Source organism: Bradyrhizobium sp. HKCCYLS3077, assembly GCF_051167555.1.
Classification (GTDB): domain Bacteria; phylum Pseudomonadota; class Alphaproteobacteria; order Rhizobiales; family Xanthobacteraceae; genus Bradyrhizobium.
The window spans coordinates 1056824-1074481 of record NZ_JBNPTH010000001.1 but is presented as its reverse complement, the minus strand read 5'-3'; the positions used below and the strand labels follow the sequence as shown (position 1 = coordinate 1074481).

Below are 17658 nucleotides of genomic sequence, written 5' to 3'. Positions count from 1 at the left end.
TGCGTGCCGGCCTCTGACCGCAATCTTACGGTCAGCCCGTCTTGCGCACGGTCGTAACGATGTCGTCGGAAGCGCGGCCCACCACGCCGTCATACTTGTCGATCGGCAAGGGCTTGCCGAGCAGATAGCCCTGGACGGAGTCGCAGCCCTGTTCGGCGAGGAAGCCGAGCTGCTCCGGCGTCTCGACGCCTTCGGCCACGATCGACATGTTCATGCCGTGACCGAGGCCGATGACCGCACGAATGATCGCCGCCGATTGCGGGTTGCGGCCGAGATTCATGACGAAGGCGCGATCGATCTTGATCTTGTCGAACGGGAACGCCTGCAGATAGCTCAGCGAGGAGTAGCCGCTGCCGAAATCGTCCATCGACACGCGGACGCCGAGCGCCTTCAGCCGGCGCAGCAGCGAGACGCCGCGATCGAAATCCTCGATCAGGACGCCCTCGGTGATCTCGAGTTCGAGCCGGCCGGGCGACAGCCCGGTCTCGAGCAGGATCGAATGCACCAGCGCCACCAGATCGCCATGGACGAACTGGGCCGGCGACAGGTTGACGGCGACCTGCAGCGGCTTCGGCCAGGACGCCGCCTCGCGGCAGGCTTCGCGCAGGATCCACTCGCCCATCTCGACGATCATGCCGCTTTCCTCTGCGAGCGGAATGAAGTCGCTCGGCGGCACGAAACCGCGGACCGGGTGCTGCCAGCGCGCCAGCGCCTCGAAGCCAATGATCTCGCTGGCATCGACGGTGCGCCCCGAACTGGCCTGCGGCTGAAAGTACAGTGACAGCTCGCCATTCTTGATCGCGACCGACAGCTCCTGGTGCAGAACGCGGCGATCGCGAATCTGCTGGTCCATCTCCGCCTCGTAAAAGGTGATGCTGCCGCGCGCCTTGGCCTTGGCGCGGAACAGGGCCGCGCCGGCATTGGCGAGCAGCGAGGCCGGTTCGTGCCCGTTGTGCGGGAACACCGAGATGCCGGTGGTCAGTGCGGTGCGGATGGACTTGCCGTCGATATGGAAGTCCACGGCGATGGCCGCGGCCAATTGTTCGGCGAGCGCCCTGCCCGCCTCCGGCTGCTTGCCGTCGATGATCAATCCGAACTCGTCGCCCGACAGGCGCGCGACGACGCCGCCGCGGGCGACAGCTTGAACGCGCCGCGCGACCTCGATCAGGAGCTTGTCGCCGACGGCGTGTCCGAAGACGTCGTTGACGTCCTTCAGGGCCTTCAAGTCGACGTTCAGGACGGCGAATTCCTCGTCGGTGTCCCGGCAGGCCTCGATCATCTGGCTCAGCGCCTGCAGGAAGGCGGCGCGGTTCGGCAGATCGGTGAGGCCGTCATGATAGGCCATGTGCGCCATCCGCGATTCGGTCTGGCGCCGGTCGGTGACGTCCTCATAGGTCTTGATCAGATATTGCGGCTCACCGGCATCGCCGAGCACCGTCACCCGCCGGGTCAGGAACAGCCGCAGCCCGTCCTTGGTCGAGATCGGGTGCTCCTCGGTCAGGAGCGTGCGCTTCTTGATGGCGGCCTCGTCGCGCGCGATGATCAGCCGCGCCTCGCGCGGATTGAAGATGTCGGTGGCGGTGAGTCCGGTCGCGTCCTCGCGCTTGCGGTTCAGGATGATCTCGGCGCTGCGGTTGGCGAGCAGATAGCGGCCGTCTTCGACGCTCTCGACGATCAGCGAGACCGGGATGTTGTCAACGATGAGCTCCAGGAACTTCTTGGTGTTCTCGAGCTCGAGCCCAAGCGAGCGCCGCTCGGTCGCGTCCTCGAACACCGAGATGAGGAATTGCGGCTCGCCCTTGTCGTTGGTGGCGAGCACACGGTTGGAGTCCAGGATGCGCTGCTGTCCCTTCCGATGCACCACCAGCTCGTTGCGGTAGCACGATCCGGGCATGCGCAAGGCGGCCTGATCCGCGGCTTCGATATTGGCCGCAGTCTCGGCTGAGAATAGCTCGGCAGGCCGGCTGCCGACGATGCGTTCGCGCGGAATGCGTGAAAACTCCTCGAAGGCCCGGTTGGCGAACACGTAGCGGCCGTTTTGCAAGTCCCTGGCCGCGACGCAGACCGGAACATGGTTCAGCACCGATTCCAGGAACTGCTTGGTCGAGGCGAGCTCACCTTCGAGCCGGCGCTGGGTGGTGCAGTCCTCGTGAATGCCGATCGATCCTCCGGTGGGGAGTTGGAAGATCGTGACGCGAATGGCCCGTCCATCCGGAAGCTCGGTCAAACATCCGCCGGGCTCGTTCGCCTGGCGCGCAAATTCTTCGGCAGTCAAATTGAGCAGACCGCGCGCCCGCCGCAGTTCGACCAGTTCCCGGCCGGTGCAGCCCGGCGGAATGTCCGCCCGGCTCAGACCCCAGATCTCGAGGAAGCGATGATTGTAGAACACGACGCGATTGGCGGCGTCGACGAGTATCAGCCCCTGGCTCAGATTGTTCAGCGCGGAGCTGACGAAGGCGTTGCGCCGTAGCTGCGTCCGTTTGGTCCGCCGCAGCGCGGAATGGACCCAGATCACGATGGACGCGAGGAAGGCGCAGACGACGACGCCTGCGATCAGCACCTCCCAGAGCACCTCGGGTTCGACACTGCCGATATAGCCGGACGGAAGAAAACCGGGCGATGCCGCCGAGGCGCACGTCGACGCCGCCGCCGTGACGGCCATCGAGGCCGCAACGACACGCGCCGTAAACGCGCTTCGGTCGCTCGCCTGCCAATTCTTGCCAGCCATCAATCACCCGCGGTATTCGGATGGCATTCTCTGGCTCGACCGGTTGGGATCGGGTAAACGGTTTCCACAAACTTCGAAAAACACGAAGCAAATTCTGGCGATGACCTTCTATGATGAATGGTTTGCTAAGCAGTGGCATGCCTAGCGGCGGATTTCGCCCACCAGCGATTGCAGGGGATCATGAGCTCTCGGGATTGTTTCAGGAAGGCGTATGGAAAAGGTTGACTGCGTCGTCGTCGGTGCTGGTGTCGTAGGACTTGCGATCGCCCGCCAGTTGGCCGTGACAGGCCGTGAGGTGATCGTTCTCGAGGCCGCCGAGGACATCGGCACCGTGACCTCATCTCGCAACAGCGAAGTGATCCATGCCGGCATCTATTACAAGGCCGGCAGCCTGATGGCGCGGTTCTGCGTCAGCGGCAAACGCATGCTCTACCGCTATTGCGACGAGCATGGCGTTCCCTACCGCAATTGCGGCAAGCTGATCGTCGCGACCAGCGCGGCCGAGACCGAGAAGCTGCAGGGCATCCGCGCGCATGCCGAGGCCAACGGCGTCGAGGGCATGCGGCTGCTGACCGCGTCCGAAGCGCTGGCCCTGGAGCCGGCGCTGGCCTGCGAGGCGGCGCTGCTGTCCCCCTCGACCGGCATTCTCGACAGTCACGCCTACATGCTGTCGCTGCGCGGCGAGATCGAGGATGCCGGCGGCGCGCTCGCGTTCCATACCCCGCTGCTGCGCGCCAAGGCCGCGGGCGGCGTCATCGAGATCGAGGCCGGAGGCGAGCAGCCGATGACGCTCGCCTGCCGGCTTCTGATCAACGCGGCCGGCCTCGACGCTCCCGCCGTGGCGCGGCGGATCGAGGGCATGCCGCCGTCACACGTGCCGACGGCCTATCTCGCCAAAGGCAACTACTTCAGCTGCAGCGCCAAGGCGCCGTTCACGCGGCTGATCTATCCGGTGCCGGAGCCGGGCGGGCTCGGTGTCCATCTCACGCTCGACATGGCCGGACAGGCGCGCTTCGGACCTGATGTGGAGTGGGTCGATAGGATCGACTACACCGTCGATCCCGCGCGCGCCGACCGTTTCTATCCGGCGATCCGAAGGTACTGGCCGGCACTGCCGGACGGCGCCCTGATGCCGAGCTATTCCGGAATCCGGCCGAAGATCGTTCCGCCGGCGATCGCATCGCAGGACTTCGTGATCCAGGGGCCACGCGATCACGGCGTCGATGGATTGATCAATTTGTTCGGAATCGAATCACCGGGCCTGACCTCATCGCTCGCGATCGCCGCTCATGTGGGCGAACTCATCACGAGCTGACGAGGCGCAGGATCCGGGTATGAAGATCGCGTTAACCGGTCGCCGAGCAGGCGGACGGTCGAAGATCCTTCGGGCGGATCTCCATCAGCGACTGGGATGGAGTCATCACCATCCCAGCGCGAATGACCTTGATGTAGCAAACTCAGTCGGTCGTAGTCACAACTCAGTGAAGCGTTTCGGTCGTCACCTGTCTCAAGCGCTCGATCTCATCCTTCACCATCAGTTTGCGTCGCTTCAGTTCGGCAATGCGCAGATCGTCTGTCGATGGGTGAAGGAGAGCTTCATGCAATTCGTTTTCAAGAACTTTATGCTTACGCTCCAGTTCAACGAGATGCGCCTGAAGGGCCATTCGAAACCTCCTTGGTAGGTGAACCTGAGATTCGACCAGGGCCAATGAGTGTACACAAGTCGCTTGACCTGTCGATGGGGCCAAAAGACCGCACATGGAGATTTGACCGCCGTACGTAATGAAGCGTGAGAAGATCCGGACGAATCTCGGGTCGACGCCAACCTGAAATTCACGGGACAGCCGCAGACTTCATGACATCAGCGGCTTGCGCCTGGGCTTCGCAAGCGCAATATTCGCGCTCCTCGCCCCGGGGCTTCCCACTTCCTTCCGCTTTTTTGCTATCATAGATCATGGCTGACCAAGACGAGCGCGAACTGCAGGCCGAACTCGCACGCCTGCAGCAGGAGCACCGCGACCTCGACGCGGCGATCGATGCCTTGCATCATTCGCCCGCGCCCGATCTGTTGCGTCTGCAACGGCTGAAGAAGCGAAAGCTGCAGTTGCGCGACCGGATCGCGTTCATCGAAGACCAGATCACGCCCGACATCATTGCGTGAGAATGGGCCAGCCTGGCTGACCGATCTTTTTTCACGGGGCGCGGCTGTGAGTTCGCCTCGCGGCATATTGACAGAATAGGAACAAAGAGAGAACATTCGACCATCCAGCCGGCGCGCTGGCCGAACAAAGAGGATGGTCCAATGCCCGCTTCCCCCGCTTCCGGTGATCGCCTTTACGAACAAGCCTGCGATCAAGCGATCGCGATGTGCGACGGCAATCTGCGCTCCACCATCAAGGCGCTGATCATGGCGAATGAATATCTCGAGCTGGAGCTGCAGGAACTGCGCGCCACGATCTCCTGCGGCTGCATGCCGAACACGGCATCGGACGCGCAGAGCAACGCAGCCTGAGCAATCACCTCAATCTCCAAAAGATCACCGCCGCGTTTGCGCTGCTCTCTGCCGGCCGAAGGAGCATGCAATGCCTGATGTCACCTACTACGTCGCGATGCCGTTCAGACGCGATGAATCCGGGGCGCTGGTCGCGGGAACGGCCGAGGAGTGTCGGAGTTCGGCGGCGGCCCTCCGGCGCGCCGAGGCGATGTCACGCCTGCCGGACAATATCGGCGCCCTCGCTTTCAGCCGCAGCGGCGATCCCTTGATGGGCGAGTTCAGCGATGCCCAACTGTTGCACAGATTTGGCGACCTGCCTGACGATCTCGGCGAGTTGTAGTCGGTACGAACGCCGGGGGAGAACGGGCAGCGGGACTTTGTACTGACCTGTTACTGATCTGCCCGATGGTCGAATGCTTGCCTCCGAGGCTCAGACGTTGTGAAGCCAGCGAGGCCGTTCGATAGGCTTCGAACGAGCGATCAGGTCAGGTCACTGAAACACCTCGTGCCGGCGCTGCGCCTTGCGGATGTACATCGCGCGGTCGGCCTCCTCGAGCGCCCGCACGGGATTGACCCGCTTGTCCAGCAGCGCAACTCCGGCTGAGGCGCCGGCGCGCACGGTCTGATCGCCAAACGTGACGGTCAGGTTGTCGATAGCCGCCTCCAGCGCGGCGGCCTTGGCGCGCGCATCGGTCTCGCTGAGGTGCCACATCAGCACGCCGAATTCGTCACCGCCGAGCCGCCCGATGACGTCGGACGCGCGAACCTGCTGGCTGAGAACCCGGGCGACGGCCTTGAGCACCTCGTCACCGGCGGCATGACCAAACGCGTCGTTGATCGGCTTCAGACGGTCGACATCGAGCACGATGAGCGCGCCGGTGGCGTCGTAACGCTTGATGAACGCGATCGAGCGATGGAGTTCGCGGGCGAAGCCTCGCCGGTTGAAGATGTCGAGCAGGACGTCACGCTCGGACAGGATCGTGAGCTCGCTGATCCTCTCCTGGGCCGCCGCGAGCTCGGCCTTGAGCCGCCGGATCGTCTGCCGCGCACCGGCCGGGCCGGCCCCTCTCTCCACCGGCCTTGCAGCGCGCGCGCTCCTGCGGCGGTAGCGGGTTCCCCGTTTCCCGCCTCGTCCCGCAGTCGTCATGCGCTTCTTTTTCATTCGACACCTTGCCGCGCCGTCGTTTGGGGCTTGCCGGCCTTTACCAAGTCAGGATAGTCCATCCGGACCTCCATGCCATGGCTTGCCGCTGTCGGGACCGATCCTATACTCCGGCCCATGCTGATGGATTCCCGAGAAGAATTGAGGTCATGACCGCCCCGATCGCCATCATCATGGGAAGCCAGTCGGACTGGGATACCATGCGCCATGCCGCCGATACACTCGGCGCGCTCGGCGTGAGCTATGACGCCCGCATCGTGTCGGCGCACCGCACCCCGGACCGGCTGTACGCCTTCGCCAAAGGCGCGAAGGCGGCCGGCACCAAGGTGGTGATCGCCGGCGCGGGCGGGGCCGCCCACCTGCCGGGCATGACGGCGTCGCTGACGGAGCTGCCGGTGTTCGGCGTCCCCGTCGAGTCCAAGGCGCTGTCGGGGGTCGATTCGCTGTATTCCATCGTCCAGATGCCGGCCGGCATTCCCGTCGGGACACTCGCCATCGGCAAAGCCGGCGCCATCAACGCGGCCCTGCTCGCCGCGAGCGTGCTGGCGCTGTCGGACCCGGCACTGGCCAGCCGCCTCGCCGCCTGGCGCCAGGCCCAGACCAATGCGATCGCCGAACGTCCGGAGGGCGCGGCGTGACCGGCTCCCATCGGGTGAAGCTGAAGCCCGGCGACACCATCGGCATTCTCGGCGGCGGCCAGCTCGGCCGCATGCTGGCGCTGGCCGCGGCGCGGCTCGGGCTGCGCTGCCAGGTGTTCTCGCCCGATCCGGACTCGCCGGCGTTCGATGTCGTGCTGAACGCGACCTGCGCCGAATATGCCGACGTCGAGGCGCTGGAGCTGTTCGCCAACGACGTCGACGTCGTGACCTATGAATTCGAGAATGTGCCCTCCGCTGCGGCCATGGTGCTCGCGGCGCGGCGGCCGGTGCTGCCGAGCCGCTCGGCTTTGGAGACCACGCAGGACCGCCTGACCGAAAAGGATTTCGTCACCTCGCTCGGCATCCGGACCGCCAATTATGCCGACGTATCGTCGGTCGCGACCCTGCGCGAGGCCGCGTTCCGGCTCGGCCTGCCGGCGGTGCTGAAGACCCGCCGGTTCGGCTACGACGGCAAGGGCCAGGTCAAGGTCCGCCAGGGCGACGATTTCGAGCGGATCTGGGCCGAACTCGGCACCAAATCGGCGATCCTGGAGGCCTTCGTGCCGTTCGAGCGCGAAATCTCCGTGGTGGCGGCCCGCTCGGCGGACGGCCAGGTGGAGTGTTTCGACGTCACCGAGAACGAGCACCGCGACCATATTCTGAAGGTCTCGCGCGCCCCGGCGCGGATTCCCGACGCGCTCGCCGACGAGGCCCGCGACATCGCCAGCCGGATCGCCACCGCGCTCGACTATGTCGGCGTGCTCGCCGTCGAGATGTTCGTCGTGACCAGCGGACCCCATCCCGGCGTGCTGGTCAACGAGATCGCCCCGCGGGTGCATAATTCCGGTCACTGGACCCTCGATGGCGCCTCGATCTCGCAGTTCGAGCAGCATATCCGGGCGATCGCCGGCTGGCCGCTGGGCAAGCCGCTGCGCCACGGCCAGGTCATCATGACCAACCTGATCGGGGATGAGATCGACACCTACGAGCAATGGCTGACCGTTCCCGGCGCAACCGTTCACCTCTACGGCAAGGGCGCCGCCCGCCCGGGCCGGAAGATGGGCCACGTCACCCAGGTCTTGCCGCTTCCGCCACGGCAGGGCTGAAATAAACCTGCCCCGCGGCGTTAAACTTGCCGTCATGGGCCCGCCACCGGGTGGACAGCGGGGGACTCCTCTGATACATGGGCGCGCTCAAGGTTAAGGGCGCGGCCATTTGCCAGCCCTGGCTTCACCAGATTTCAAACCGATAGACTGAGAAAGAGGATGCCGCGTGCAGGTTCTCGTTCGCGATAACAATGTCGATCAAGCCCTCAAGGCGCTGAAGAAGAAGATGCAGCGCGAGGGCATTTTCCGCGAGATGAAGCTCCGCGGCCATTACGAGAAGCCCTCTGAGAAGAAAGCCCGCGAGAAGGCCGAAGCCGTGCGCCGCGCGCGCAAGCTGGCCCGCAAGAAGCTGCAGCGTGAAGGCCTGCTGCCGATGAAGCCGAAGCCGGTGTTCGGCGCTGGCCCCGGTGGTGACCGTGGCGCGCGTGGTCCGGGCGCTGGGCCCCGTCCGGCTGCGCGCTGAGCCGCCAGACCATCTGTTCAAGCGATCTGCTGATGTGAAAGCGCGAGCCAATGGGCTCGCGTTTTTGTTTTCGCCACCATGCCCCGGCCGCGCTGGAAGGCAGGAGCGGTCGCGCATCCCGTATCGTCGCCACGCCTCCCGCAACGCCTGCTCTCCACAAAAGAAAAAGCGGCAGACCGGCAGGTCTACCGCTTCACGGATCAGTTCGCGGATCGATCCGGCCGACTACTTCGGCAACACCGAGTGGAACACCGACTTGGCGGCTGACATCATGTCCTGCGCCACGTTGGACATCTGATCCTTGATCGACGGATCCTTCTCCGCACGCAAATCGAGCGGACGCAGCTGCTGCGCGGGAATCTCCGCCGGCGGCGTCAGCCGGCCGTCCGGCTGCACCGATCCCGTATAGGCCGGGTTCGAGGCCGACGGCATGGCGAAGCCCTGCTCGGCCGGCGGCGCAGACACCGTCACCGGCGGCGGCAGCGGACGCACCGGCGACACCTGCGGCGCGGCCGTCACGACGCGCGGCGTGTCGCGGGCCTGATCGTTGTTGGACGGCTTCTCTGCCGTCGCCTTGTCCGCCGATCCCTTTCCGGCGCCCTCGCTCGCACGCAGCCTCTCGATCGCAGCGCGCGCGAGGTCAGCCGCATCACGACGCTCCTCGGGCTGGGCAGCAGGCGTCTCGGCCGGCGTCCCCCGCGCAATCAGCTTTTCGCGCGGCGAGGTCGGGTGGCGGGCAGCCGGCGTTTCGGTCGGGAGGCTCGCGGTCTCCGTCGGCTTCACCTCGACCGCCTTCTCGGCGGCCTTGTCGGCCAGCGACTTCTCCGACACGCCCTTCGCCTTGATCCCCGGCACGGGAGCGTTGGACAGCGCGGCCGAGGTCTCGGCCGGCTTGGCATCGGGCTTGGTGCCATCTGCCGACTTCTCTACGGATTTGGGAACCTCGCCCTTGTGGGCATCAGGCTTGGAGCCGGTCAGCTTGGCATAGGCGGCCGACGCCACGGCCGCCACGGTCGAAGGCGGCGCGTCGGGCTTGGTGTTGATGTAGTGGTTGACGATGTAGGCCCCGATGATGGTGGCAACCACCGACGGGATGATCTCCAATGCGAACTTTGTGAGATATTTCAGCATGCTGACCACTCCCGCGCGGTATTTGCGGGAACTTTGAGGCACAATTAAGGGACCATTCCCATACCTCCCGGCCCACGCCTAACGCCGTCACAGCGGGCGGCACGCGCCGAAAAGTCGTTTCCCCGAAAACCTTTGAGACCAGAGCCGTGCGGCAATCCGAGACCACGCTGGGACAGCCACAGCCTTCCGGATCGCCGGTTTACGGTACCACAATCAGCGGCATCCCGGTAAACAAATGGTTACGGCTTCAATTCAACTTCGAGGAAAACGATCTCGGAGCTGGTCTCGTTCAGCACGTCGTGTTCCACACCGGCCTTGCGGAAGTAGGACTTGCCCACTGCAAGCTGCGCCTTCGAACGCTCACCCGAGGGCGCCACGATCGTCATCTCGCCGGCCGTGACAGGAACGATCACGTAATCCATTCCATGGACATGGCGTCCCGTCGCGCTTCCCGGCGCGAGCCGCCACTCCGTGACGCGGACTTCGGGCGTATCGACCTGGACATCGGACTGGGCGCTGAGCATGCGGGTGTTTCTCTGAATCAGGGCACGAAGAGGAGAAAGAGGAATATCGCGAACACCACCACATGCACCAGCCCGAACAGGATGTTGGTCCGTCCAGTGCCGAATGTCAGCATGCTCAAGACGAAGGTCAGCACCAGCAGCACCATCCCCTGCGCGTCCAGTCCGAGCACGAGCTGCTTGTCGAGCGCATAGGCCGCGACTGCCACGGCCGGGATGGTCAGGCCGATCGTCGCGAGCGAGGACCCCAGCGCCAGGTTGATGCTCTTCTGCAGATCGTTGGCGCGCGCAGCCGAGATCGCCGCCACGCTCTCCGGCAGCAGGATCAGCAGCGCCACCAGGACACCGGCAACGGCCGGTGGCGCGCCGGTCGCGGCCACCCCGGCGTCGACCACCAGCGAGAATTTCTTGGCGAGCAGCACGACCGCGAGCAGCGCCACCAGCAGCAACCCGATGCTGACCATCAGCTTCGACCGCGGCAGCCGGACATCGTCATCGCTGAAGCCGGTCGAGCCGCCGACGAAATAGTCCCGATGGCGCGTGGTCTGCGTGTACAGGAACATCGCATAGAGCAGGATCGTGACCACACTGACGAAGGCGAGCTGCGCTGCGGAATACACCGGGCCGGGCGCGGTCAGCGTATAATTCGGCAGCACCAGCGTGATGGTCGCCATCGTGAACAGGACGCTGAGATAGAGGTTGGCGCCGGAGACGAGCACGTCCTGCTCGCGATAGCGCAGGCTGCCGATGAACACGCAGACGCCGACCAGGCCATTGCAGACGATCATGACGACGGCAAAGACGGTGTCGCGCGCCAGTGCCGGCGCGGCCTTGTCGCCGAGCATGATGGTCGCGATCAGCGCCACCTCGATCACGGTGACCGCGAGCGTCAGCAGCAGCGTGCCGAACGGCTCGCCGATCTCATGCGCGATGACCTCGGCGTGATGCACGGCCGCGAACACCGTCCCGAACAGGATGACGAGCAGCGCGGCCGCGAACACCAGACCCGCCGCCGAGGGCGTGAAGTCGTAATGCGCCAGGGTCACGCCCGCGACCAGCGCCACCGCCAGGCCTGGAAAGATCACCGATGATGCGGGTGTTGCGCCCTTGACGCTCATGACGTCCTCCGTCGCTTGCGCACCCGCCCGCCGGATCGTCGGGTCATCGACGGCATCGAGCGGGTCAGTGCGCGCTGAGCAGCGGATGAATCGGCAGCAATGTCAACAACACGAACAGCGGAATCAGGACGGCGGCCGCAAACAGCATGTAGCCGAAGAAGCTCGGCATCTTGATGCCGCGCTCGTTGGCGATCGCCGCGACCATGAAATTCGGCGCATTGCCGATGTAGGTCAGCGCGCCCATGTAGACCGCGCCCATCGAGATCGCAGCCAGCGTGCCGGAGAGCTCGCCCATCAGCACCTTGGGGTCACCGCCGGCGAGCTCGAAGAACAGCAGATAGGTCGGCGCATTGTCGAGGAAGGCCGACATCAGCCCGGTGAACCAGAAATAGGCGACCTCGCGCGGCGCGCCTGACGGCGTGGTCACCGCATTCAGGAGCCAGCCGAAAGCCCCTTCGTGGCCGGCATTCAGCATGGCGATGACTGGAACGATGGCCGTGAAGATCGCCGCGAACAGTTTGGCGACCTCGCGGATTGGCTCCCAGTTGAAGCCGTTGGCCTCGCGATGCTCGTCCGGCGTGAGCCAAAGCGAGAGGCCGGCGATCGCCACCAGGATCGCGTCGCGAACCAGGTTCTGCAACTCGATATGCGTGCCGACGATGTCGAACGAAATGCCCGGCTTCCAGCTCGCCGAGACCAGCGTGTTGACGACGATGGCGCCGATCAGAACGATGTTGACGAGCCCGCGAACGCGCACCGGCTCCTTCTTTCCTGATGCGTCCGCGACCGGCTTTTCCGAGCGGAAACGCCAAATGTCGATAGCGGCAAAGATCACGAGCAGCAGGCCGGCGACGATCGCGGTCTGCAGCCAGATGTTGCGCATTGTCCAGAAGAAGTCGACGCCGCGCAGGAAGCCGACGAACAGCGGCGGATCGCCGAGCGGGCTCAGTGCACCGCCGACATTGGCCGCGAGGATGATGAAGAACACCAGCACATGCACATTGTGCGGCCGGCCCAGATTGGCGCGGATCAGAGGACGCACCAGGATCATCGCGGCGCCGGTGGTTCCGACCAAGCTCGCGATGATCGTGCCGAGCGCCAGGATGGCCGTATTGGTGGTCGGCGTGCCCCTGATGTCGCCGGTCACCAGGATGCCGCCTGCGACGGTATAGAGCGTGAACAGCAGCACGATGAAGCTGAGATACTCGGCGAGGATGGCGTGGACGAACGACGCGAATGCCGCGCCGAGGCCGGCCTGCCAGGTCAGGGCCGCCAAGGTCGTCAGCGCCCATGCCGCGGCGACCTTGCCGTAGTGGTGATGCCAGAACTTGGCGAACAGCAGCGGACCGAGCGCGATCGACAGCAGCAAGCCCGCGAAGGGCAGCGCGAACGGCCAGGTCATCGCGGCACCGTTCAACCCGGCGGCATGCGCATCGACCGGCAGAACTGCACAGAGCAGCATGACGAGGAGCGGCACAGGCCTGCTCACGCGGAGAAAGCTAGGGGCTGTCGATGAAGCCTTTTGCCGTTTCTGTCGCACCAAAAAGATCCAAATCGTTATGGCCGCCATCAGGAAACCGTACGAACCGCTTGGGGTCATGCGCAAGCGCGAACAACCGTTCCCCGAAGCGGATCGAAATGCCCGGATCCCTGGCGCCGTGCATGATCAGGAGCGGCACATGGACCTTGGCGATGCGCTGATCGGAGTGGAATCGGTCGAGCATCAGCAGACTGACCGGAACCACTTTCAGCATCTCGGACGCGACATCGACGGTGGACGTATATGGCGCTTCGAGAACGAGCTTCTCGATCGGATGCTCCGCGGCGATCGCCGTGGCTACGCCGCTGCCCAGCGAGAAACCCCAGACGACAATTCGTTTTGCCTCGTAGCGCTCGCGCGTGAAAGCATAGGCGGATGCGGCATCCTGAAGCAGACCCTGCTCGCTCGGACTGCCGGTCGAGCCCGCATAGCCGCGATAGGACAGTGCAACGAGGCCCGTGCCATCGGCCGTCAGCGCCTTGAAGCGCGAGACCACGCCGGCGAGGAAATCGCCATTGCCGGGGAAATAGAGCACGGCCTTGCGGCCGGGCTTCGCAGGCACGTGCCAGACGATGACCTTCTCGCCATCGGCGGAGGTCAGCACGTGCTCTTCGGCCTGGGGAAAACCAGCCTCGGCAGGCGCGGTGCGGCCGACCGGCGGGATCGGAAACAGCATCGCGCGCTGGCGCACGAACAGCACCGCGAGCACGGTGGCGTAGATCGCCACCAGGACGATCAGGAGCCATTTCAAACCGGTGATGGCTCCTGACAAGGCGCGCTACATGCCCTTGACGATGTTCTCGGTCATCTTCTTGGCGTCGCCGAGCAGCATCATGGTGTTGTCGCGGTAGAACAGCGGATTGTCGATGCCGGCATAGCCCGAGGCGAGCGAGCGCTTGATGAACATCACGGTGCCCGCCTTCCAGACCTGCAGCACGGGCATGCCGTAGATCGGAGAGGACTTGTCTTCCTCGGCGGCCGGATTGGTGACGTCGTTGGCGCCGATGACGAAGGCAACGTCGGTCTGGGCGAACTCGGAGTTGATGTCCTCGAGTTCGAACACCTCGTCATAGGGGACGTTGGCCTCGGCGAGCAGCACGTTCATGTGGCCGGGCATGCGGCCCGCGACCGGATGAATGGCGTACTTCACCTCGACGCCTTCCTTCTTCAAGGTGTCGGCCAGCTCGCGCAGCGCATGCTGGGCCTGGGCCACCGCCATGCCGTATCCGGGGACGATGATGACCTTGGAGGCGTTCTTCATGATGAAGGCGGCGTCGTCGGCCGAGCCGAGCTTGGCCGGCTTCTGCTCGCCCGTCGCGCCGCCGGCCGCGGCGGTTTCTCCGCCGAAGCCGCCGAGGATGACCGAGATGAAGGACCGGTTCATCGCGTGGCACATGATGTAGGACAGGATCGCACCGGACGAACCGACCAGCGCGCCCGTGATGATCAGCGCGGAGTTGCCGAGCGTGAAGCCGATGCCCGCGGCCGCCCAGCCCGAATACGAGTTCAGCATCGAGATCACGACCGGCATGTCGGCGCCGCCGATCGGGATGATCATCAGCACGCCGAGCGCCAGCGCCAGGATCGTGACCATCAGGAAGTCGAAGCCGCCGCCGGTCAGCACCAGGCGCACGACGAAGAACACGAGCGCGACGGCGAGGCCGATGTTGATGAGGTGGCGTGCCGGCAGGATGATCGGGGCGCCGCTCATCCGCGCGGACAACTTCAGGAACGCGATCACGGAGCCGGTGAAGGTCAGCGCGCCGATGGCGACGCCGAGCGACATCTCGACCAGGCTCTGCGGATGAATGTTGCCGGGCGTGCCGATGTCGAAGGCTTCCGGCGCGAAGAACGCGCCTGCGGCGACCAGCACGGCGGCCATGCCGACCAGCGAGTGGAAAGCCGCGACGAGCTCTGGCATCGCCGTCATCGGCACACGGCGCGCGATGACCGCGCCGATGCCGCCACCGATCGCGACGCCGAGGATCACCAGGATCCAGGCGACAGCATCGGCCGGCGGATGGCTGGCCAGCGTCGTGAGGACCGCGATCCCCATGCCGATCATGCCGAACAGATTGCCCTGGCGGCTGGTGGCCGGGCTCGACAGCCCGCGCAGCGACAGGATGAACAGCACACCCGCCACGAGATAGAGGAGTGCCGACAGATTGGCGTTCATTGCAGATGCCCCGTTGTGCCTGTCATCCCGCGTCGCGCGGCGTTGTTATGCGGCGTTGTTATTTGGACTTCTTCTTGTACATCGCCAGCATGCGCTGGGTGACGAGGAAGCCGCCGAAGATGTTCACGCAGGCGAAGATCAGCGCGATAAAGCCGAACGCACGCGCCAGACCGCTGCCGCTCGACACCATCGACACGCCGACCGCGAGCAGCGCGCCGACCACGATCACCGAGGAGATCGCGTTGGTCACCGACATCAGCGGCGTATGCAGCGCGGGGGTCACCGACCACACCACGAAATAGCCGACGAAAACGGCGAGGACGAAGATCGAGAGCCGGAAGACGAAGGGATCGACGGCTTGGACGACATGTTCCATGGCTTTGCTCCTCAGACCTTCAACTATGCCTTCGGCTGAAAATTCGGGTGGATGATGGCGCCGTCCTTTGTCAAAGCCGTGGCCTTGACCAGCTCGTCGTCCCAGTTCACCGCCAGCGTCTTCTCTTTCTTGTCGATCATCGTCTCGATGAAGGCGAGAAGGTTGCGGGCGTAGAGTCCGGACGCCGAGGCCGCCACGCGGCCGGCAAGGTTCGGGAAGCCGATGATCTTGACGCCGTCGATCTCGACGGTCTCGCCGAGCTTGACGCCTTCGACGTTGCCGCCGCGCTCGACCGCGAGGTCGACCAGCACCGAGCCGGGGCGCATCGACTTCACCATCTCCATGGTGACGAGACGCGGCGCCGGACGGCCGGGGATCAGCGCGGTCGTGATGATGACGTCCTGCTTCTTGATGTGGTCCGCCGTGAGCGCCGCCTGCTTGGCCTGGTACTCCTTGGACATCTCCTTGGCATAGCCGCCGGCGGTCTGGGCGTTCTTGAACTCCTCGTCCTCGACGGCGAGGAACTTGGCGCCCAAGCTCTCCACCTGCTCCTTGGTGGCGGGGCGCACGTCGGTCGCCGAGACGATGGCGCCGAGACGGCGCGCGGTGGCGATCGCCTGCAGGCCGGCGACGCCGACGCCCATCACGAAGACCTTGGTCGCCGGCACCGTGCCGGCCGCGGTCATCATCATCGGGAAGGCGCGACCGAACGCCTCGGCGCCCTCGATGACGGCACGGTAGCCGGCGAGGTTGGCCTGGCTCGACAGCACGTCCATGACCTGGGCGCGGGTGATGCGCGGCATCAGTTCCATGGCGAAGGACGCGATGCCGGCGTCGGCCATCGCCTTCAGCGCGGCGTCGTTGCCGTAGGGGTCCATGATCGCGAACACCAAGGCACCGCGGCGGTAGCTGGCGAGCTCGGAGGCTTCCGGCCGCTTCACCTTGATGATGATGTCGGCGTCCTTGAGCGCATCGGCGCTGACGGTCGCGCCCGCCGCCGTGAATTCCGAATCCGGCAGGCCGGACTTGATGCCTGCGCCGGGCTCGACCGCGATCTCGGCACCCAACGCCTTGAACTTCTTCACCGTGTCGGGAGAGGCCGCGACCCGCGGCTCCAACGGGTCGATTTCCTTGGCGACGGCAATCTTCATGAGGCCTCCGGCGCGGATGCGCGCGCGAGCTTAAAAACGGGCGGGACGTCCATGGGCTCCAGCGACGCCGGGTCAGCGATCGGCTGCGGCAGTCAGCTGAAGGCCCGCCGGCGGGATGCCGGCGGGCCCAGTGCGACTTTAAACGAGGAAAATAGCCATCAAGATGACGATCAGCGCGACGCCGATCGTGCCGTACTTCACCAGCTTGATGAAGCCTTCGTAGGTGGCCTCATGCGCCGGATAGTCGTTGCCGGCCGCCGTCGAGTAGGCGATCTCGCCATGGTTTGCCATCGGGGTCCCCCAGAGTAAGTATGCTTTGTTAAGGTCGCATACCTCAAAGCCGATGCAAGGGCAACGGCGGCCGTGGAACACGCCATGATCGACTTTTCCGATCGCCCTATTGGGCGGGCCAATGATCGCGGATCCAGCGCGTCAGGCTGGCCTCGCTGACCTCGCCGGCGGCGAGGGCGAGGATGACGGCCGTGGCCTGAGCCGGGTCGGGCGCAAACGCGATGTCGTTTCTGCGTAGAAACGTCATCATCGCCATGAAGGCGATGCGCTTGTTGCCATCGACGAAAGCGTGGTTCTTGGCGAGACCGAATGCGTAAGCCGCGGCAAGCTCGGGCAGCGTCGCCTGTTCGTAGCTCCATTTGTTGATGGGCCGCTCCAAAGCCGAGCGCAGCATGCCTTCGTCGCGCAGCCCCGGCGCGCCGCCAAAGCGGCGAAGCTGACGCGCGTGGATCGCGATGGCCTGCTCATACGTGATCCACAGCGGCTCCCGTTGCTCGCTCATTTGGCGAGCGCCGCCAGGGTGTCGCGATACTCGTCCATGAGCTCGTCGGCGATCTCCATCGTCCGCTCGAAATCCGGATCGTAGGGCAGCGCCTGGAACCCGCCACCGGGCAACTCGACGATGTGCAGCTGCTGACCGCGTTTGAGATCGAGCCGCTGCATCAGCTCGCGCGGCAGCAGCAGGCCGTCGGAATTGCCGATCTTCTTGATTTCGATCTTCATGGGTCGACCACGGAAAGAGGCGCGTTATACAAATGTATAA

The 17658-nt window shown here is 64.9% G+C and carries 21 protein-coding genes; 7 read left to right on the top strand and 14 right to left on the bottom strand.

All coding sequences use genetic code 11. The features are described 5' to 3' along the window. Nucleotides 1-31 precede the first annotated feature (31 nt). The gene (locus ACQR0Z_RS04755) at nucleotides 32-2728 is read right to left on the bottom strand and encodes a sensor domain-containing protein (protein ID WP_434917824.1); all 2697 of its coding nucleotides are present in this window, start codon (nucleotides 2726-2728) and stop codon (nucleotides 32-34) included. Between the two features lie 211 nt (nucleotides 2729-2939). Here ACQR0Z_RS04755 and ACQR0Z_RS04750 point away from each other — a divergent pair, with 211 nt between their 5' ends. Further along, on the top strand, nucleotides 2940-4043 hold the full coding sequence (locus ACQR0Z_RS04750) for an NAD(P)/FAD-dependent oxidoreductase (RefSeq protein WP_434880018.1): 1104 nt from the start codon (nucleotides 2940-2942) through the stop codon (nucleotides 4041-4043). A 163-nt stretch (nucleotides 4044-4206) separates the two neighbouring features. Here ACQR0Z_RS04750 and ACQR0Z_RS04745 read toward each other — a convergent pair whose 3' ends face one another. Further along, the gene (locus tag ACQR0Z_RS04745) at nucleotides 4207-4392 is read right to left on the bottom strand and encodes a YdcH family protein (protein ID WP_434861175.1); all 186 of its coding nucleotides are present in this window, start codon (nucleotides 4390-4392) and stop codon (nucleotides 4207-4209) included. Nucleotides 4393-4682: 290 nt separating this feature from the next. On the opposite strand from ACQR0Z_RS04745, the gene ACQR0Z_RS04740 reads away from it, so the two are divergent. From ACQR0Z_RS04740 to ACQR0Z_RS04730, 3 genes are all read left to right on the top strand, one after another. Next, nucleotides 4683-4889: a YdcH family protein gene (locus ACQR0Z_RS04740; protein WP_434861176.1), complete on the top strand. Its 207-nt coding sequence runs from the start codon at nucleotides 4683-4685 to the stop codon at nucleotides 4887-4889. A 141-nt stretch (nucleotides 4890-5030) separates the two neighbouring features. Beyond that, entirely contained in the window at nucleotides 5031-5240 is a 210-nt protein-coding gene (locus ACQR0Z_RS04735) for a hypothetical protein (RefSeq protein ID WP_434880019.1), read from the top strand. Nucleotides 5241-5310: 70 nt separating this feature from the next. After that, a complete protein-coding gene (locus ACQR0Z_RS04730; RefSeq protein ID WP_434861178.1) occupies nucleotides 5311-5562 on the top strand; it encodes a hypothetical protein in 252 nt (83 codons plus the stop codon). Between the two features lie 150 nt (nucleotides 5563-5712). Here the strand turns inward: ACQR0Z_RS04730 and ACQR0Z_RS04725 are convergent, their stop codons facing one another. Further along, nucleotides 5713-6369 carry a GGDEF domain-containing protein gene (locus ACQR0Z_RS04725; RefSeq protein WP_434917823.1) on the bottom strand — a complete coding sequence of 219 codons (657 nt, stop codon included), beginning with the start codon at nucleotides 6367-6369 and terminating at the stop codon, nucleotides 5713-5715. Between the two features lie 164 nt (nucleotides 6370-6533). Here ACQR0Z_RS04725 and purE point away from each other — a divergent pair, with 164 nt between their 5' ends. From purE to rpsU, 3 genes are all read left to right on the top strand, one after another. After that, nucleotides 6534-7022 (top strand): 5-(carboxyamino)imidazole ribonucleotide mutase, encoded by a 489-nt coding sequence (gene purE / locus ACQR0Z_RS04720; protein WP_434917822.1) that lies wholly within the window; start codon nucleotides 6534-6536, stop codon nucleotides 7020-7022. After that, entirely contained in the window at nucleotides 7019-8128 is a 1110-nt protein-coding gene (locus tag ACQR0Z_RS04715) for a 5-(carboxyamino)imidazole ribonucleotide synthase (RefSeq protein ID WP_434917821.1), read from the top strand. The genes purE and ACQR0Z_RS04715 overlap by 4 nt, the downstream gene beginning before the upstream one ends. A 166-nt stretch (nucleotides 8129-8294) precedes the next feature. Then, nucleotides 8295-8591 (top strand): 30S ribosomal protein S21, encoded by a 297-nt coding sequence (gene rpsU, locus ACQR0Z_RS04710; RefSeq protein ID WP_434861182.1) that lies wholly within the window; start codon nucleotides 8295-8297, stop codon nucleotides 8589-8591. A gap of 225 nt (nucleotides 8592-8816) precedes the next feature. Here the strand turns inward: rpsU and ACQR0Z_RS04705 are convergent, their stop codons facing one another. The 11 genes from ACQR0Z_RS04705 to ACQR0Z_RS04655 all read right to left on the bottom strand — a co-directional run bounded on the left by ACQR0Z_RS04705 (nucleotide 8817) and on the right by ACQR0Z_RS04655 (nucleotide 17618). Next, on the bottom strand, nucleotides 8817-9722 hold the full coding sequence (locus tag ACQR0Z_RS04705; RefSeq protein WP_434880021.1) for a hypothetical protein: 906 nt from the start codon (nucleotides 9720-9722) through the stop codon (nucleotides 8817-8819). Between the two features lie 239 nt (nucleotides 9723-9961). Beyond that, a complete protein-coding gene (locus tag ACQR0Z_RS04700) occupies nucleotides 9962-10246 on the bottom strand; it encodes a cupin domain-containing protein (protein WP_434861184.1) in 285 nt (94 codons plus the stop codon). Nucleotides 10247-10263: 17 nt separating this feature from the next. After that, nucleotides 10264-11361 (bottom strand): calcium:proton antiporter, encoded by a 1098-nt coding sequence (locus ACQR0Z_RS04695; protein ID WP_434861185.1) that lies wholly within the window; start codon nucleotides 11359-11361, stop codon nucleotides 10264-10266. Between the two features lie 64 nt (nucleotides 11362-11425). Further along, on the bottom strand, nucleotides 11426-12763 hold the full coding sequence (locus ACQR0Z_RS04690) for a sodium:proton antiporter (protein WP_434918027.1): 1338 nt from the start codon (nucleotides 12761-12763) through the stop codon (nucleotides 11426-11428). Between the two features lie 97 nt (nucleotides 12764-12860). After that, the gene (locus tag ACQR0Z_RS04685) at nucleotides 12861-13661 is read right to left on the bottom strand and encodes an alpha/beta hydrolase (protein WP_434918026.1); all 801 of its coding nucleotides are present in this window, start codon (nucleotides 13659-13661) and stop codon (nucleotides 12861-12863) included. An 18-nt stretch (nucleotides 13662-13679) separates the two neighbouring features. Then, nucleotides 13680-15077, bottom strand: a complete 1398-nt coding sequence (locus tag ACQR0Z_RS04680) for an NAD(P)(+) transhydrogenase (Re/Si-specific) subunit beta (RefSeq protein WP_434861187.1) — start codon at nucleotides 15075-15077, stop codon at nucleotides 13680-13682. Nucleotides 15078-15135: 58 nt separating this feature from the next. Beyond that, nucleotides 15136-15453: a proton-translocating transhydrogenase family protein gene (locus ACQR0Z_RS04675; RefSeq protein WP_006612207.1), complete on the bottom strand. Its 318-nt coding sequence runs from the start codon at nucleotides 15451-15453 to the stop codon at nucleotides 15136-15138. Between the two features lie 23 nt (nucleotides 15454-15476). After that, the gene (locus ACQR0Z_RS04670) at nucleotides 15477-16604 is read right to left on the bottom strand and encodes a Re/Si-specific NAD(P)(+) transhydrogenase subunit alpha (protein ID WP_434861188.1); all 1128 of its coding nucleotides are present in this window, start codon (nucleotides 16602-16604) and stop codon (nucleotides 15477-15479) included. Nucleotides 16605-16742: 138 nt separating this feature from the next. After that, on the bottom strand, nucleotides 16743-16895 hold the full coding sequence (locus ACQR0Z_RS04665; RefSeq protein ID WP_009028256.1) for an aa3-type cytochrome c oxidase subunit IV: 153 nt from the start codon (nucleotides 16893-16895) through the stop codon (nucleotides 16743-16745). Between the two features lie 106 nt (nucleotides 16896-17001). Next, nucleotides 17002-17397 carry a type II toxin-antitoxin system death-on-curing family toxin gene (locus ACQR0Z_RS04660; RefSeq protein ID WP_434861189.1) on the bottom strand — a complete coding sequence of 132 codons (396 nt, stop codon included), beginning with the start codon at nucleotides 17395-17397 and terminating at the stop codon, nucleotides 17002-17004. After that, on the bottom strand, nucleotides 17394-17618 hold the full coding sequence (locus ACQR0Z_RS04655) for an AbrB/MazE/SpoVT family DNA-binding domain-containing protein (RefSeq protein WP_006612211.1): 225 nt from the start codon (nucleotides 17616-17618) through the stop codon (nucleotides 17394-17396). Before ACQR0Z_RS04655 ends, ACQR0Z_RS04660 begins: the two co-directional genes overlap by 4 nt. Nucleotides 17619-17658: the final 40 nt, after the last annotated feature.

Bases quoted from the DNA above. Each gene is read 5' to 3' on its own strand.
- ACQR0Z_RS04755 (WP_434917824.1), bottom strand. From the start codon at position 2,728: ATGGCTGGCAAGAATTGGCAGGCGAGCGACCGAAGCGCGTTTACGGCG.
- ACQR0Z_RS04750 (WP_434880018.1), top strand. From the start codon at position 2,940: ATGGAAAAGGTTGACTGCGTCGTCGTCGGTGCTGGTGTCGTAGGACTT.
- ACQR0Z_RS04745 (WP_434861175.1), bottom strand. From the start codon at position 4,392: ATGGCCCTTCAGGCGCATCTCGTTGAACTGGAGCGTAAGCATAAAGTT.
- ACQR0Z_RS04740 (WP_434861176.1), top strand. From the start codon at position 4,683: ATGGCTGACCAAGACGAGCGCGAACTGCAGGCCGAACTCGCACGCCTG.
- ACQR0Z_RS04735 (WP_434880019.1), top strand. From the start codon at position 5,031: ATGCCCGCTTCCCCCGCTTCCGGTGATCGCCTTTACGAACAAGCCTGC.
- ACQR0Z_RS04730 (WP_434861178.1), top strand. From the start codon at position 5,311: ATGCCTGATGTCACCTACTACGTCGCGATGCCGTTCAGACGCGATGAA.
- ACQR0Z_RS04725 (WP_434917823.1), bottom strand. From the start codon at position 6,369: ATGACGACTGCGGGACGAGGCGGGAAACGGGGAACCCGCTACCGCCGC.
- purE (WP_434917822.1), top strand. From the start codon at position 6,534: ATGACCGCCCCGATCGCCATCATCATGGGAAGCCAGTCGGACTGGGAT.
- ACQR0Z_RS04705 (WP_434880021.1), bottom strand. From the start codon at position 9,722: ATGCTGAAATATCTCACAAAGTTCGCATTGGAGATCATCCCGTCGGTG.
- ACQR0Z_RS04700 (WP_434861184.1), bottom strand. From the start codon at position 10,246: ATGCTCAGCGCCCAGTCCGATGTCCAGGTCGATACGCCCGAAGTCCGC.
- ACQR0Z_RS04695 (WP_434861185.1), bottom strand. From the start codon at position 11,361: ATGAGCGTCAAGGGCGCAACACCCGCATCATCGGTGATCTTTCCAGGC.
- ACQR0Z_RS04690 (WP_434918027.1), bottom strand. From the start codon at position 12,763: ATGACCTGGCCGTTCGCGCTGCCCTTCGCGGGCTTGCTGCTGTCGATC.
- ACQR0Z_RS04680 (WP_434861187.1), bottom strand. From the start codon at position 15,077: ATGAACGCCAATCTGTCGGCACTCCTCTATCTCGTGGCGGGTGTGCTG.
- ACQR0Z_RS04675 (WP_006612207.1), bottom strand. From the start codon at position 15,453: ATGGAACATGTCGTCCAAGCCGTCGATCCCTTCGTCTTCCGGCTCTCG.
- ACQR0Z_RS04670 (WP_434861188.1), bottom strand. From the start codon at position 16,604: ATGAAGATTGCCGTCGCCAAGGAAATCGACCCGTTGGAGCCGCGGGTC.
- ACQR0Z_RS04665 (WP_009028256.1), bottom strand. From the start codon at position 16,895: ATGGCAAACCATGGCGAGATCGCCTACTCGACGGCGGCCGGCAACGAC.
- ACQR0Z_RS04660 (WP_434861189.1), bottom strand. From the start codon at position 17,397: ATGAGCGAGCAACGGGAGCCGCTGTGGATCACGTATGAGCAGGCCATC.
- ACQR0Z_RS04655 (WP_006612211.1), bottom strand. From the start codon at position 17,618: ATGAAGATCGAAATCAAGAAGATCGGCAATTCCGACGGCCTGCTGCTG.